This window comes from Acinetobacter sp. YH12211, from assembly GCF_013418015.1.
GTDB lineage: Bacteria > Pseudomonadota > Gammaproteobacteria > Pseudomonadales > Moraxellaceae > Acinetobacter > Acinetobacter towneri.
Genome location: NZ_VPCW01000025.1, coordinates 1 through 14,462, shown reverse-complemented (window position 1 = coordinate 14,462; position 14,462 = coordinate 1). Strand labels below are relative to the sequence as shown.

Genomic DNA, 14,462 nt, shown 5'->3' with positions numbered 1-14,462 from the left:
AGCCTAAGTGATATTCCTAACCTATGCAGGCAACGCAGTAGGGGGAAGTGACGATGTAAAATCTATGAGTAAGGGTTTTAGCCGTTTAGGAAACTCATCCTTTTCAGGCATCAAGATATCCAAGACTTTTGAATCATCTTCATAGAATTTACGGAAAGCGTTTAAGTATTTGCCAAATTGATGCTTGGTAATTTCGATAGCTTTTTCCCAAGTGATTTCGGCTTTTTTCTCCAGCATTTCAAACTTGATGGCCTTAGATTGATCATCAAAGACGTGAAAACACGGATAAGATGCAAGAAAGTGTTCAGATGCATTGAGCAGGGCATCTAAAGGGATGTGATAAGAACGAGATTTAAACTCGACTTCTACACGTGTCCAAAGGCTGTTTTGATCGCCTAGCTGTTTTCCTTTTTCGTAGACACGGCAGAACTTGGAACTTGTACGTTTTCCGATGTAGGCTGTCCGACCAGTGCCGTCAGGACGTTTCCAACATCCATCAGTGCGAAAAGCAGGAGGGCGACCGCCACAAGTAAAGCCACCAATAGTGTCTTGTTCATCGGCCCAATCAGGGGAAACGAGAGAACCGTCAAGATCATCAAAAGCGTAATCAATACGAGTAATTTTTGGGCGATGTGCATAGAGTGAAAGCCAAGCGTGTAAATCTTCTTCCCAACCATAACGGCCAGCTGTGCAACCTTGACCAGAGATAGACAGCATAATTGTGTTGTTTTGACCACCTACACAGATGAAACCGCACTCATTTTCGAGTTGATACGCTTCATCATAGTAATTGATGCCCTTGACCATTTTCTTTTCGATACCAAAACCGAAAATATCTTTAAGGACAGCTTCTAAGGCATATACACAATAGGTATCAGGGTTTTCGGTTAATTTAGTGGTAACTGAATTTAAGAACGTGTCTTTATGCATGGTTATGTTTAACCAATCAATTACGGCAACTTCTCCAGTAGCAGGACGACGGATTAAAACGGGTTTAGGGCCATCTTCAGTAAGTACCATTACGGTGTGTTGTAACGGGTAATCTTTATAGGCTTTTTCTAGGCTGTGCATGGATTCGCTGCGGGACTTTTCCCCCGTGTTACTACGGGGGGAAACATCGCTAAAAAGTGATACCCACAGTGGAGATGTGGATAAAGGGTTAAGTGTTTGATTAGCCTTGTAATTAGTCATCATAGCCATAGCCCCCGTTGAACTCGATGCATTCACGGTTATGTATATCTAGGTCATAAGTTAATGCAGACACTACTGGAGAGCATTGACCTAGATCATTTAAAAAGTTTTCAATATAAAAAAGGACTGAAACAGAATGAGGGCAAGGAATACCGTCCATGATTGAAGCTTGTCCGTCCGAGTGGACTTTGCGAGCGATAGTTTCAAATGCTTCTAATTCAGTCATTTTTTATACTCAATTAAAATTATTGTTAATAATCTTTGAAGTAGCAGACCAATGAGCTTTTGAAAGTTTTGCAGCGAGTTCATCAACTTCGAAGTAATCAAAAAGACCGAGAGCAGAATAGGCTTTAATTGCTCCATAAACATGATCTTGAATTAAATCAATAATGGCAAAATGCGGGCCTTCGTAGTTTTCAATCTGTGCAATCTGATCTAAAACGTACTGCTTAGCCCCAGCAGGGTTATTGTTGTATTCACTCATGACTTGCCCCTTTATTTTGTTTACTTCACAAATTTGTAAAGTTCTGAACAAAAAAAACTATACAATTATGTGAAGTCAATCTAGTTCACAAATATGTAAAAGACAAGGGGGCATAAATGCTTAAAGACTTGATCGAAATGTGTAAAGACAGAATAGGAAGCTATGAAAATCTATCTAGCAGATTAGATATTGCACCGACAGTTATATCAGATTGGAAAGCAGGAAGAAGAAAGCCAACGCCTTACCACGTATGCCAAATGGCTGAAATTGCGAGGTTAAATGTAGCTGAAACACTATTTATTGTTATGCAAGAGTTAGACAAAGAACATGCTAAATCTTGGGAAATATGGCGTCCCTACGGGGATTCGAACCCCGGTTACCGCCGTGAAAGGGCGATGTCCTAGGCCTCTAGACGATAGGGACAAATAGAAGTTTATATTTTTAAACCATGTAACAACCAATGCAGTTGTTGAGAATATGGCGTCCCTACGGGGATTCGAACCCCGGTTACCGCCGTGAAAGGGCGATGTCCTAGGCCTCTAGACGATAGGGACTTAAAAAAATATCTACTTCTGAAATTGGCGTCCCTACGGGGATTCGAACCCCGGTTACCGCCGTGAAAGGGCGATGTCCTAGGCCTCTAGACGATAGGGACGTTTCAGAGGTGGGCGTATAATAGGGCGTATAAGGGGGGGTGTCAAACGCTTTTCTGCAATAATTCTGAAAAAAATGTTCAACTGAATAAAATTAAAACTATTCTGCTGTCGTGATACGTTTGAAGCGGTAAAAATCATGCTTTTCAAGTTATTTTTAAATGGACACATTTATTAGAGCAGCATGATTTTCTTTGTATTTTGCAGTATTCATTGCTAATCAACACAACTCAAAAAACAAGGCAATCCGAAGATCGCCCCTATTGTTTTACATCATCGCTAAAAAAGCATTATGATTTTTTGTGATAAATCATGTAATAACTGAGATAGCACAACACAATAAAAATCATACAGCCAATAAAACCTGCCAGCATTTCAGGGTCAAACACCATACTTAAGCAAGTAATAAAACAGAACACAAAACCTAAAATAGGCACTATTGGAAATAGCGGTGCAGCAAAACCTAAGTCCTGCACGGTTTTACCTTGTTTATACCATTGGCGACGGAAGTTAAACTGGCTTAAACAAATGCTCATCCAGACCACGACCATGGTAAATGCAGCCACACCCAAGAGGTTTTTAAAGATGGTTTCAGGCGCAAATTGTTCAGACAATAAACCTGGCATTGCACCGAGCATGGTGACCATGACTGCAATATAAGGAATACCACGCGCATTCACCTTAGAAAAAATCTGTGGTAATTGCTTTTGGTGTGAGAGCGACCACATCATTCGTGAAGCTGCAAATAAACCTGAGTTCGCTGCAGAGAGTAACGCTGTGATAATCACAAAACGAATAATATCTTCCGCATAAGGAATACCAATCTGATTAAACACCGTTACAAAAGGACTGCTGCTTACACCTTCTGCAGCCAAACCTGCAGCCTGATGTGGTAGCAAGGCACTAATCACCACAATGGTACCTACAAAGAAAATCAACAGACGGAAAATTGCGGTATTGATTGCTTTAGGCACGTTTTTGGCAGGGTCTTTGGTTTCACCTGCGGCAACACCAATCAACTCTGTACCTGAAAAGGCGAAATTAACAATTAACATGGTGGCAAAAATAGGGAATAGCCCTTCAGGAAACCAACCTTGTGCGGTTAAATTGCTAAATAAAGGTGCAGAGGTATAACCTTGATAAGACACAGCACCTAAAATTGCCATTAAACCCAAAACGATAAAGGCAATGACAGTCACGACTTTGACCAAAGATAGCCAAAACTCAGATTCTGCAAACAAGCGCGTGGAAATCATATTCAAACCAAATACAACGCCACCAAAAATCAGTGTCCAAATCCACATGGAAATATGCGGGAACCATTCCTGCATTAGCAACGCAGCGGCGGTAAATTCTGTGCCTAAAGTGACCGACCACGTGAGCCAATATAACCAAGTGATGGTATAGCCCGTGCCAGGTCCAATATATTGTTTGGCGTATGCCCCAAATGAACCTGAAACAGGCATGTGTACGGCAAGCTCACCCAAACACAGCATCACCATATAGGCAATTAAACCACCAAAAATATAAGCGATGATGGCGCCAACGGGGCCTGTTTGTGCAATGACTTCACCTGAGCCTAAAAATAGACCTGTGCCAATAGCACCGCCCAGTGAAATCATAACCAAATGTCGAGTGCTCATCGCACGTTTTAAAGGCATAGTATTGCCTTGATGCACAGCATCATTTTGATGATTCGATGACGGCATAAGTGATAGGAGAAAAAATGAAATGAAGCGAAGTATTGTAGAGAAAAACTACAAATCTGCAATCTTGAAATAATAAATTTGGATTAGAAATGATCGTATAGCACGATAAATGGCGTCCCTACGGGGATTCGAACCCCGGTTACCGCCGTGAAAGGGCGATGTCCTAGGCCTCTAGACGATAGGGACGTTGCGAGGTGATACGTATATTATGAATTTTTAGCGACAGTGTCAAACCTGAATCTAAAAAAACTGCCGCACTATTTGTTATTTGCTTAAAAAATAATACATCTTTAAAAATAAATCAGTGCATGTAAATTTGAATACGGTGCATCATTTTAATGATCAGGGGTTTGATATTGCTTTTCAGTGGTTGTTGTTTGTGTGGCTGCGGGTTGAGTGCTTGGTTTAGGTTGAGCAGGCTCACGATTCACAATATAAAGATACAACGCAGAAGGCGCGAGAATGACCAAAACCAAGACAATTTTTTTCAACATGGCAGAATCAATAACACAAATTGGAATATTGCCATTATAACCAAAGCCAGCTCAAAAGACTGCATGCATAAAAGCTGATTCGCAGTAAAAATCATTTTGATGCTCAGTCTTGTGGTTGAAAAGCACGAATCAAAACCACAACACTAAAAAGAAAACAGGACGACAAACGCAGTCTGTCATCCTGTAAACATCTCAATGTTCGAGTACAAATCGTATTATTGATCTGGGTTGAGTAAGTTCTCTACCATGTGCGGCGCAAGTTTATTTAGAATAAAACAAAACAGCTCTGCAGTTTTTTGCGTATCGTATAAAGCTGAATGAGCTTCTTTGCCATCAAACTCAATACCTGCCTGAATGCATGATTTTGCCAGCACCGTTTGACCAAACATCACCGCACTTAAAGTCACTGTATCAAACACTGAAAAGCTGTGGAATGGGTTTTGGTTTTTCGTGCCTGTGCGGGCAATGGCTGCTTGTACAAAGCCTAAATCGAAATGCGCATTGTGACCGACCAAAATGGCATGGGTACAATTCTGTTGGCGACGCACTTCATTGACTGATTTGAAAATCCGTTTTAATGCGGTTTTTTCATCTTCAGCCATAGCCATACGCATAGGGTTGAAAGGATCAATCCCAATAAAGTCCAACGAACGACGGTCTAAATTTGCCCCTTCAAACGGGTTGATATGCGCATGATACGCTTCACCTGGTACAAATTTGCCATCCGCATCATAAATAATTGGAATGGCAGCAATTTCCAACAAAGCATCGGTTTGGGCATTAAAGCCTGCGGTTTCCACATCAACCACCACAGGCAAAAAACCACGAAAACGTTGCCCCATCACGGGCAAAGTTGTATCTGTCACACTTTTCTCCATTGAATGGTTTTACCCGCATATAACGGAATAATTTGTTCACCATCCAAGTAGTCTAAACTGGTTGGAATGATTTGCTCTTCTTTCACCAAAGTAATGGTGTTGGTATTACGCGGCAAACCATAAAAATCTGCACCAAAGAAGCTTGCAAAGCCTTCTAAGCGGTCAATACGTCCAACTTGATCAAAAGCTTGTGCATAAAGCTCAATTGCCGTAGGCGCACTATAGCAGCCTGCACAGCCACATGCATTTTCTTTGGCATTTTTTGAGTGCGGTGCGCTATCTGTCCCTAAGAAAAACTTAGGATTTCCGCTAGTCGCAACTTCCAATAAAGTTTGTTGATGGGTTTGACGCTTTAAAATAGGCAAACAATAGAAATGCGGTTTTACGCCACCTACCAACATATCATTACGGTTAAATAATAAATGTTGCGGGGTAATGGTTGCTGCGACATTACGGCCTTGTTCTAAAACAAATTGCGCTGCTTCAGAGGTCGTAATGTGTTCAAGCACCAATTTTAAGTTTGGAAATTGTTGTAATAATGGTGAAAGCACTTCATCTAAGAAACGTTTTTCACGGTCAAAAATATCGACATGATTGTGCGTGACTTCGCCGTGCAGTAATAATGGCACTTGTTGTTCTTCAAGTTGCTCAATCACCGCATATACTTTACGAATGTCGCTCACCCCATTGTCTGAATTGGTGGTCGCGCCAGCAGGGTAAAGTTTAATGGCATTCACATGCGCAGAGGCTTTAATTTTCTTGACTTCTTCGGGAGAGGTTTGATCGGTAAAATACAACACCATACGCGGATCAAAATTTACACCTTCAGGGACGTGTGCCATGATGCGTTCACGATACGCTTCCGCTTCTTCTACCGTTTTTACTGGTGGAACAAGGTTAGGCATACAAATTGCGCGTGAAAATTGCTTGGCAAGATCGGGAACAGTACGTTGTAGTGCTAAACCATCACGTAAATGAGCATGCCAGTCATCTGGCTGGATAAGAGTAATCGTATTCAAGGCGCTGCCAGTCTGAAAAATAAAACAGATGATAATCTATAAATGTTAAAATGGTAACGTCGAAAGCCATAAAAAATAGAAATGCCTGAATTAATTGTTTCGACATTGTGTTATTTTTAAACCACTAAAAAAATTATATTCAGGTTGTTACAGTTTTGCTGTGCAACAATCGTGATTAAATGGAATTTAAAGCATCCATGGAATACAAATATAAGTTAGCCAAGCTACAGTACGACAAAGAAAAAAATGAAGAGTTGATTAAACGTCAACGTAAACGTGCGGGGCAGGTTTTTCCGAAACAACTGGAAGTTGAGTTTTGGCAACAGCATCTTGAACAAGCTCGGCACAACATTAACCAATATTTTTGGTCGGGCGTACTCATCTACTTTATTATCACCGTGCTGATGATTACTGGGGATTATTGGATTATTGATCGTAATTTTTTTAAACACGATTTTATCCACTCTTTACTAGGCTTGGTCAATGGCGCGTTTTGCTTACTGACCCTGTTCTTTTTTGCCCATTATAAAATTTTGCGCCCGTATTATGCCTATGCCGCCATGGCTATGATTTTTTGGGCCATTGTGTCGATGACCTGGCTGACCATGACGGTGCATACCGAAGTGTTTAGACACCAAGCCATGATGATCATCAGCATGATTTATATTATGGGTTTTGTACTGACGGGGGTGAAGCCGTTTCACATGCTGCTGACTGGTTTAATGGCGGCTGTGGTTGCCATGATTATGCTATTAACCTTGTATATTCCAATTGATGTGATGGTGATGGGGCGGGTGTTGGTTGGCAGTACGGTAGTGGGTTTTTTAATCAGTAAAATGCTGTGTACCCGTGAGCGGATGATTTTTTTGGTCATGCACCAAGCCCGACTTAGTGAAAAAATTAACCGTATTCATGCTGAAGAATTGTTGCATTTAAGTCAGCATGACGCGCTGACTAAAGTATCCAACAGACGTACTTTTGATGAAATGCTGGACAGCTATTTCGAACAGGCACGGCATGATGAAGTGCCATTGTCTTTACTCTTTATCGATGTCGATTTTTTTAAAAAATATAACGATCATTATGGGCATCAAAAGGGAGATGAAGTCATTTCAGCGATTGCCAAATCCATTAAAGACTCAATTCGTCACATGGATTTTGTTGCGCGTTATGGTGGTGAAGAATTTGTGGTGTTATTGCCAGAAACCGATGCGCATGGTGCGTATGCTGTGGCTTCCAATATTTTTAAAGCGGTTGAGCGTTTAGCGATTCCACATAGTCAATCTTTGGTTGACAGTAATGTCACCATCAGTTTGGGCTTTACCGTCTATAAAGGTGAGGCGGACATTTTTAAAAGCGATTTCTTACAACGTGCAGACCAAGCCTTGTACCGTGCGAAACAGTTGGGACGTAATCAAATTTATTACCACACTTTGCAGGTGGAAGAAGTGCTGTAAATTTTTCTATTGCAGCTTTCATTTAGTATGAATTGTTTAGTCCTCATGTTTAAACAAACATAAAAAAGCCGCTCAATTTGAGCGGCTTTCGATTTCACAAAATCATCACCAAGTGATTATTTGTTTTTGTCTTTCAATTGTGGCACTGCAGAACCTGAACCAATCGACAATAAGCCAGAATTGGTATAAAGACCCAATTTAGCGCGTGTATCGGTAATGTCTAGGTTACGCATAGTTAACTGACCAATACGATCCATTGGCGTAAACATTGAATCACCTTTCTCCATAGTTAAACGCTCAGCTTCATAAGTGAGGTTCGGAGATTCAGTGTTCATAATGGTATAGTCATTACCACGACGTAATTCTAAAGTCACTGTACCAGTAATTGCTTTAGCCACCCAACGCTGCGCAGTTTCACGTAACATTAACGCTTGAGAATCGAACCAACGACCTTGATACAATAAACGACCTAAACGTAAACCGTTAATGCGGTATTGTTCAATCGTATCTTCGTTGTGAATACCCGTAACCAAACGCTCATAAGCAATGTGCAATAACGCCATGCCTGGTGCTTCATAAATACCGCGAGATTTTGCTTCAATAATACGGTTTTCGATTTGGTCAGACATCCCCAAACCATGACGACCACCAATACGGTTCGCTTCAAGAATCAACTCAACAGGGTTTTCAAAACGCTGACCGTTTAATGCAACTGGCATACCTTCTTCAAAGGTAACCGACACTTCTTCGGCTTTAACTTCAACGTCATCTTTCCAGAACGCCACGCCCATGATTGGATCAACGATTTTGATGCCAGCATCTAGGTACTCAAGGTCTTTCGCTTCGTGTGTTGCACCTAGCATGTTTGAGTCAGTTGAATAAGCTTTTTCTTTTGACATTTTATAGTCAAAACCATTGTCGATAAGGAATTGTGACATTTCCGCACGACCGCCTAATTCATCAATAAAGGTTTGGTCTAACCACGGCTTATAAATTTTAAGCGCAGGATTAGTCAATAAACCATAACGATAGAAACGCTCAATATCGTTACCTTTATAGGTTGAACCATCACCCCAGATGTTTACGTCATCTTCTTTCATGGCAGTCACTAGCATTGTACCTGTTACTGCACGACCAAGCGGGGTGGTGTTAAAGTAAGGTATACCGCCTGTGCTGATATGGAATGCACCACATTGGATGGCAGCAATACCTTCCAAAGCCAACTGCATACGGCAGTCAACCAAGACTGCTTTTACCGCACCGTATTCTTCGGCTTTCTTTGGAATGGCATCATAGTCATCTTCATCTGGCTGACCCAAGTTTGCGGTATACGCATATGGTTCAGCGCCTTTTTGCTTCATCCACAATAAAGCAGCTGAAGTATCTAGACCACCAGAAAAGGCGATACCGACTTTTTTGCCTACTGGTACATTCTGCAAGATAGTTGCATTATCAGTCATTGCTAGTCCTAACTTTTTTAAAATAGGCACCACATTTGGTGGCCAAGGAGAATTCTAAACTGCAAATTATAGCACTCTTTAAAATGCTTGTTTTCGTTAAAAAAGCGCATTTGATAAAAAAATCAGGTTCAGGCTTAAATTTTCATTTAGAAATGGCAAACTTGGTATAGATGTTGAAGATCAAACCTGCAATTGGGATGGTGCAGAATAAAATCACTTTTACTTTTGGGCGGTTTTATATCAAGTTTATATCAAGAATAGTTAGGGTCTATTGCCAAGTTTCATAACGCAATCTGAGAAAGTTTTAGCCACATGAGCAAGAACAAAGCACTGCTTTGTTTGCTGCGCAAGGGGACAAGCATATTTTTTGCTGCTATTGCGTTATGAGTCAGTCATTTAGAATGACTAAATTTCCTGCCTCATGCCTTATATCAGCTAAAAAACCTTGCGAGATATATCTCTCACGTCGCAAACATAGAAGAAGTGTCAACAGACCCTATAAATTGACGTTTGCGCCACACAGTCGAACTTTAGAGTCATAAACAGTTTATAAAAATCGGTTAAAGTATTCATGCAACAAGTTGCAAAGCTCATTATATAAGGACTCATCATGACAACTCGCTATGCAAATATTCTAAAACCATTACATTTAGGATTTACCACCATTAAAAACCGTGTCGTGATGGGTTCAATGCACACGGGTTTGGAAGATCGTTTTTATAATTATCCAAAACTGGCTGCTTATTTTGGCGAACGTGCCAAAGGTGGCGTGGGTTTAATTATTACAGGTGGTATTTCACCTAACCGTCAAGGCTGGTTATTGCCTGCGGGCGGTACTATGAATACATTGGGCGATGTTGCACCACATCGATTAGTGACACATGCCGTACATAAGCATGGTGCGAAAATTTTAATGCAAATTCTGCATTCAGGACGCTATGGTTATCAACCATTTGTGGTGTCTGCAAGTCCGATTAAATCTCCAATTTCACCATTTAAACCACGTAAAATGAGTGAAAGACAAATTTTAAATACCATTGAAGATTATGCGAAAACAGCTAGTTTAGCCAAAATGGCAGGCTACGATGGTGTCGAAATTATGGGTTCGGAAGGCTATTTACTGAATCAGTTTTTAAGCCGTCATGTGAATCAGCGTGAAGACCAATGGGGCGGTACGATTGAAAACCGTATGCGTTTTGCTTTAGAAGTAGTCAAAGCCATTCGCGCCGAAGTGGGTGAAAAATTTATTATCTGCTTCCGCTTGTCGATGCTGGATTTAGTCCACGATGGCAATACCATGCACGAAGTGATTACCGTTGCCAAAGCCTTAGAGCATGCGGGTGTGAACTTGCTCAATACAGGGATTGGCTGGCATGAAGCGCGCATTCCAACCATCGTGACTTCTGTGCCACGCGCAGCTTTTGTTGATTACACCGCAGAAGTGAAAAAACACGTTGAGATTCCTGTAATTGCATCCAACCGTATTAATATGCCTGATACTGCAGAAGAAATATTGGCAGCGGGTAAAGCTGATATGATTCAAATGGCACGACCATTGTTGGCAGATGCGTTTTGGGTCAATAAAACTGCGACCAATCGTGTCAATGAAATTAACACCTGTATTGCCTGTAACCAAGCGTGTTTAGATCATACCTTTAAAAATCAGCGTGCGACTTGTTTGGTCAATCCGCGTGCAGCCTATGAAACTGAATTGGTCTATGAAAAAACCAAGCAACCGAAGCGTATTGCAGTTGTCGGTGGTGGTGTTGCGGGAATGTCTGCTGCTACAGTTGCTGCTAGTCGTGGTCACCATGTGACTTTATTTGAAGCCAGCAACGAAGTGGGCGGTCAATTCAACTTGGCAAAAGTCGTGCCGGGCAAAGAAGAATTTCACGAAACCATTCGCTACTTTAAAGTGCAAATTGAAAAAACTGGGGTCGATTTGCGTTTAAATACCAAAGTCAACCGCGAGCAACTCGAACGTGAAGGTTTTGATGAAGTGGTCATTGCAACAGGTGTAGTACCACGTGCTTTAAAAATTGAAGGCAGCGATGCACCGCAAGTATTGTCTTATGCAGAAGTATTACGTGGTGCACCTGTTGGACAAAAAGTCGCTGTGATTGGTGCAGGCGGTATCGGTTTTGATGTGTCGGAGTTTTTACTGAAACCTGAACATCAGCCACAACCGCAGCCTTTGGCAGATTGGCAGCGTGAGTGGGGAGTCGATCCGAATCCTAACTATGTGACTGAAGGTGGTATGCTTGCTCCAGAAGTTCATCCCCCAGTCCGTGAAATTTATTTATTGCAACGTAAGACGACAGCTTTAGGTGCAGGTTTGGGTAAAACTTCAGGATGGGTACATCGTGCACAGTTGAAAAAACATGCGGTGCGTATGCTACGTGGTGTGCAATATAAAGCCATCAGCAATGAAGGCTTGTGGATTGAAATGGCAGGTCAAGACCAATTGTTACGTGTAGATAGCATTGTAGTCTGTGCAGGGCAGGAGTCGGTTAAAGATTTAATGCCTGCGGCAGATGAAAATACTTTGGCTAACTATCATATTATTGGTGGTGCAAAGCTTGCTGCAGAGTTAGATGCAAAACGTGCGATTCGTGAAGGGGCTGAATTGGCTGCTAAACTTTAAAAAGTGAGGTGGCTATGCTGTTGTTTTGATGAACTTTAGCGCTGATTTGGTGAAACAATATTCACTTGAGTGCTTGAGTGGTATTTTTTACTTGTCATCAAATCAAAAGCTTCGTATCATGGCCCACATGGAAGCGTGGCAGAGCGGTTTAATGCACCGGTCTTGAAAACCGACGAGGGCGCGAGTCCTCCGTGAGTTCGAATCTCACCGCTTCCGCCAAATATCAATGACTTAGCCCTGACATATTCAGGGCTTTGTTGTTTCTAGGGTTATGCAACGTAAGCCTGTAGTAAGCAAAAAATATTTAATTTTGAAATACTAATTATCAAATTGCTTGAATTGTTTCTAATATATAAGATGTGCTTATCTTCAGAACAACAATTTAGAAGTTAAGTTATGGACATTTTTGAGTTTGTTAGTAGTTACAAGAATCACCCAGTTTTATTTGTGGGTACTGGTCTAAGTCTTCGATATTTAAATAACTCTTTTAATTGGGAAGGGCTTTTGAAGTATGTAGCTATTGATCTCTATGGCACCGATGAAAAATTTTATGATATGAAGAACAAGGTGCATAAGACCCATGATGGCATACGCGCCAACTTAAGGCTTAAATTGTTGAAATATATTATAATTATCGCTTGAAAAATAAAAAAGGTGGTTGTATTTATTAATGCGCTAACACAAAACACAACTACCGTGGCGTATCATGATTCATTTTCAACAGTTATTACAAGTACTTCCTTCAAATATTGAACAAATGGCGATCAATTGTAATGCTTTTCAACGGGCTAGAAAAATTAAATGTAAGCGTTCGCTGAACCCCATGCCTATTTTTTAATTTGAGTTGGATTTCCAGCGATGTGGCAGTAATTCTTCTATTTGGGTCGCTTTATGCGTCGGCAGCCTTTTCAGTACAGTAAGCATCCGCTGAACCCCATAGCTTTTTTTAATTCGATTCAGGTTTCCAGCGGTGCGGCAGCAATTCTTCAATTTGGGTCACTTTATGTGTCGGCAGCCTTTTCAGCACATCACTTAAATAGGCATACGGATCCAAGCCATTCAGCTTTGCTGACTGGATTAAAGTCATGATATTCGCCGCTCGCTGACCACTGCGCAGCGAACCTGCAAACAGCCAGTTCTTGCGCCCCAACGCCCAGGGACGCATCTGATTGTCGGGTAGTCAGACGCAGTTACCTACGTCCAACCCCCTAAGAACCGTGCATGCGAGTTTCCCAGCACACGGCTCAAGCCTCTGCTAAGGCGCCATTCGGCACCCGGTTATACATCGTTGACATTGGCAAATTGAACACTCCTTGGACAATACAGATGGTAAATCTCAAGATTAGCAACTGCATCCGTTCCACCATGACTTAGCTTCACAATATGACGGCTGTGCCATGGTGTATCTTTGGTGACTGGTTTAAGACAGGCGCAGCAGCGACCACCTTGTTTTAGCCACACCCGATACAGCTTGGCTCGCCCCTTTGCGGAGACCAGCATTCTTTTACCCCATCGGGATTCGAAGTACTCATCCCATGCGGGGTCATGAGGGTTAGCAGCAGCCTTGATCTTGATATGTCGCACAATTGGCGTGTCCGAGGCAGACACTAATGTGTATTGTCGCTTCCGACCATCAGCGGACTGTTCATCACATGAGAACACCCATCGACGCGCTCCTTGTACTTTGAAATACCGATCTTTGACCCATCGGAGTGTTTTGCGAGGGTGGCGACGTACCGCCCATCGCCAGAGCATTTCCCACACTGCGCTGTCTACCTGGTTGAAAACCTTCTTGGCAACGACATAACTATGATAGTTGGCCCAACCCCTTAGAATAGGGTTGAGCAAACCGATCAAAGTGGCCTGTCGTGTCGCTTTGTTTGCATTGATTAATGCTCGCAGCTTATCGAGATGAGCACTGATGTTTGCCTTTGACGGCTTGATCAGTAGCTTGCCATTGTACTTGCGTACGTTCCACCCAAGAAAATCGAACCCGTTCCCTATGTGCGTGATTTTGGTCTTTTCCTGAGAGAGCACGAGACCGCGCTCCGCCAGAAATTCAACCACGGCAGGGCGAACTTCATTTTCGAGCCACTCTTTAGAATACCCCGTGATGATGAAATCATCCGCATACCGTACCAGTTGCAGCTTTTTGCCTGTCCATTTGGCGTTAGGGAACCTCTTCGCCAGCATCGTTTCCAGTCCGTCCAAGGTCATGTTGGCCAACACCGGGGAGATAATACCTCCTTGCGGTGTTCCGGAAAGACTGGGAAACAGCTTGCTTTGGTAGACGTAACCGGCTTTGAGCCATTTCCGTAGAATCACCTTGTCCATTGGGAGGTTGGCGATCATCCAGTCATGGCTGATATTGTCGAAACAGCCTTGAATGTCACCCTCTAGCACCCACTCCGCACTTACTTTTCTTGACAGCACACCAAAGCACTGTGCTGCAGCATCCGCGGTTGAGCGTTGT

Annotated in this window: 11 protein-coding genes, 5 tRNA genes and 1 pseudogene; 3 read left to right on the top strand and 14 right to left on the bottom strand. The window is 42.2% G+C overall.

The window, feature by feature from the left end:
* Positions 1–21: 21 nt before the first annotated feature.
* The 11 genes from FTU98_RS10950 to pyrC form a co-directional block, all read right to left on the bottom strand.
* A complete protein-coding gene (locus FTU98_RS10950; RefSeq protein WP_257220043.1) occupies positions 22–1,194 on the bottom strand; it encodes a replication initiation factor domain-containing protein in 1,173 nt (390 codons plus the stop codon).
* A complete protein-coding gene (locus tag FTU98_RS10945) occupies positions 1,184–1,417 on the bottom strand; it encodes a hypothetical protein (protein WP_180051404.1) in 234 nt (77 codons plus the stop codon). Before FTU98_RS10945 ends, FTU98_RS10950 begins: the two co-directional genes overlap by 11 nt.
* Before the next feature lie 9 nt (positions 1,418–1,426).
* Positions 1,427–1,675, bottom strand: a complete 249-nt coding sequence (locus FTU98_RS10940; protein ID WP_180051403.1) for a hypothetical protein — start codon at positions 1,673–1,675, stop codon at positions 1,427–1,429.
* Positions 1,676–2,022: 347 nt separating this feature from the next.
* Positions 2,023–2,098: transfer RNA gene (locus FTU98_RS10935), tRNA-Glu, on the bottom strand.
* Between the two features lie 55 nt (positions 2,099–2,153).
* Positions 2,154–2,229: transfer RNA gene (locus tag FTU98_RS10930), tRNA-Glu, on the bottom strand.
* A gap of 25 nt (positions 2,230–2,254) precedes the next feature.
* Positions 2,255–2,330, bottom strand: a tRNA-Glu gene (locus tag FTU98_RS10925).
* Between the two features lie 288 nt (positions 2,331–2,618).
* Positions 2,619–4,037 carry an amino acid permease gene (locus FTU98_RS10920; protein ID WP_026438458.1) on the bottom strand — a complete coding sequence of 473 codons (1,419 nt, stop codon included), beginning with the start codon at positions 4,035–4,037 and terminating at the stop codon, positions 2,619–2,621.
* A 110-nt stretch (positions 4,038–4,147) separates the two neighbouring features.
* A tRNA-Glu gene (locus FTU98_RS10915) sits at positions 4,148–4,223 on the bottom strand.
* Between the two features lie 149 nt (positions 4,224–4,372).
* Positions 4,373–4,531: a hypothetical protein gene (locus FTU98_RS10910; protein WP_004972674.1), complete on the bottom strand. Its 159-nt coding sequence runs from the start codon at positions 4,529–4,531 to the stop codon at positions 4,373–4,375.
* 215 nt (positions 4,532–4,746) lie between these two features.
* Positions 4,747–5,409 carry a ribonuclease T gene (gene rnt, locus FTU98_RS10905; RefSeq protein WP_131261730.1) on the bottom strand — a complete coding sequence of 221 codons (663 nt, stop codon included), beginning with the start codon at positions 5,407–5,409 and terminating at the stop codon, positions 4,747–4,749.
* Positions 5,394–6,428, bottom strand: coding sequence for a dihydroorotase (gene pyrC / locus FTU98_RS10900; RefSeq protein WP_004972678.1), 1,035 nt, complete (start codon positions 6,426–6,428; stop codon positions 5,394–5,396). The genes rnt and pyrC overlap by 16 nt, the downstream gene beginning before the upstream one ends.
* A gap of 197 nt (positions 6,429–6,625) precedes the next feature.
* Here pyrC and FTU98_RS10895 point away from each other — a divergent pair, with 197 nt between their 5' ends.
* Positions 6,626–7,885, top strand: a complete 1,260-nt coding sequence (locus FTU98_RS10895; RefSeq protein ID WP_096902183.1) for a GGDEF domain-containing protein — start codon at positions 6,626–6,628, stop codon at positions 7,883–7,885.
* 116 nt (positions 7,886–8,001) lie between these two features.
* Here the strand turns inward: FTU98_RS10895 and argG are convergent, their stop codons facing one another.
* The gene (argG, locus tag FTU98_RS10890) at positions 8,002–9,345 is read right to left on the bottom strand and encodes an argininosuccinate synthase (protein ID WP_004972682.1); all 1,344 of its coding nucleotides are present in this window, start codon (positions 9,343–9,345) and stop codon (positions 8,002–8,004) included.
* Positions 9,346–9,955: 610 nt separating this feature from the next.
* On the opposite strand from argG, the gene FTU98_RS10885 reads away from it, so the two are divergent.
* Both FTU98_RS10885 and FTU98_RS10880 read left to right on the top strand, forming a co-directional pair.
* Positions 9,956–11,989 (top strand): NADPH-dependent 2,4-dienoyl-CoA reductase, encoded by a 2,034-nt coding sequence (locus FTU98_RS10885; protein WP_004972684.1) that lies wholly within the window; start codon positions 9,956–9,958, stop codon positions 11,987–11,989.
* Between the two features lie 129 nt (positions 11,990–12,118).
* Positions 12,119–12,208 (top strand) — tRNA-Ser (locus tag FTU98_RS10880).
* 727 nt (positions 12,209–12,935) lie between these two features.
* Here the strand turns inward: FTU98_RS10880 and FTU98_RS10875 are convergent.
* Both FTU98_RS10875 and FTU98_RS10870 read right to left on the bottom strand, forming a co-directional pair.
* Positions 12,936–13,163: pseudogene (locus FTU98_RS10875) on the bottom strand (transposase domain-containing protein); the annotation flags it as partial.
* 104 nt (positions 13,164–13,267) lie between these two features.
* On the bottom strand, positions 13,268–14,462 hold a 1,195-nt coding region (locus FTU98_RS10870; protein ID WP_180051402.1), incomplete at its 5' end, for a reverse transcriptase domain-containing protein.

Coding starts and splice junctions, on each gene's coding strand:
- FTU98_RS10895 (WP_096902183.1), top strand. CDS start 6,626: ATGGAATACAAATATAAGTTAGCCAAGCTACAGTACGACAAAGAAAAA.
- FTU98_RS10910 (WP_004972674.1), bottom strand. CDS start 4,531: ATGTTGAAAAAAATTGTCTTGGTTTTGGTCATTCTCGCGCCTTCTGCG.
- FTU98_RS10945 (WP_180051404.1), bottom strand. CDS start 1,417: ATGACTGAATTAGAAGCATTTGAAACTATCGCTCGCAAAGTCCACTCG.
- FTU98_RS10950 (WP_257220043.1), bottom strand. CDS start 1,194: ATGATGACTAATTACAAGGCTAATCAAACACTTAACCCTTTATCCACA.
- rnt (WP_131261730.1), bottom strand. CDS start 5,409: ATGGAGAAAAGTGTGACAGATACAACTTTGCCCGTGATGGGGCAACGT.
- FTU98_RS10885 (WP_004972684.1), top strand. CDS start 9,956: ATGACAACTCGCTATGCAAATATTCTAAAACCATTACATTTAGGATTT.
- FTU98_RS10940 (WP_180051403.1), bottom strand. CDS start 1,675: ATGAGTGAATACAACAATAACCCTGCTGGGGCTAAGCAGTACGTTTTA.
- FTU98_RS10920 (WP_026438458.1), bottom strand. CDS start 4,037: ATGCCGTCATCGAATCATCAAAATGATGCTGTGCATCAAGGCAATACT.
- argG (WP_004972682.1), bottom strand. CDS start 9,345: ATGACTGATAATGCAACTATCTTGCAGAATGTACCAGTAGGCAAAAAA.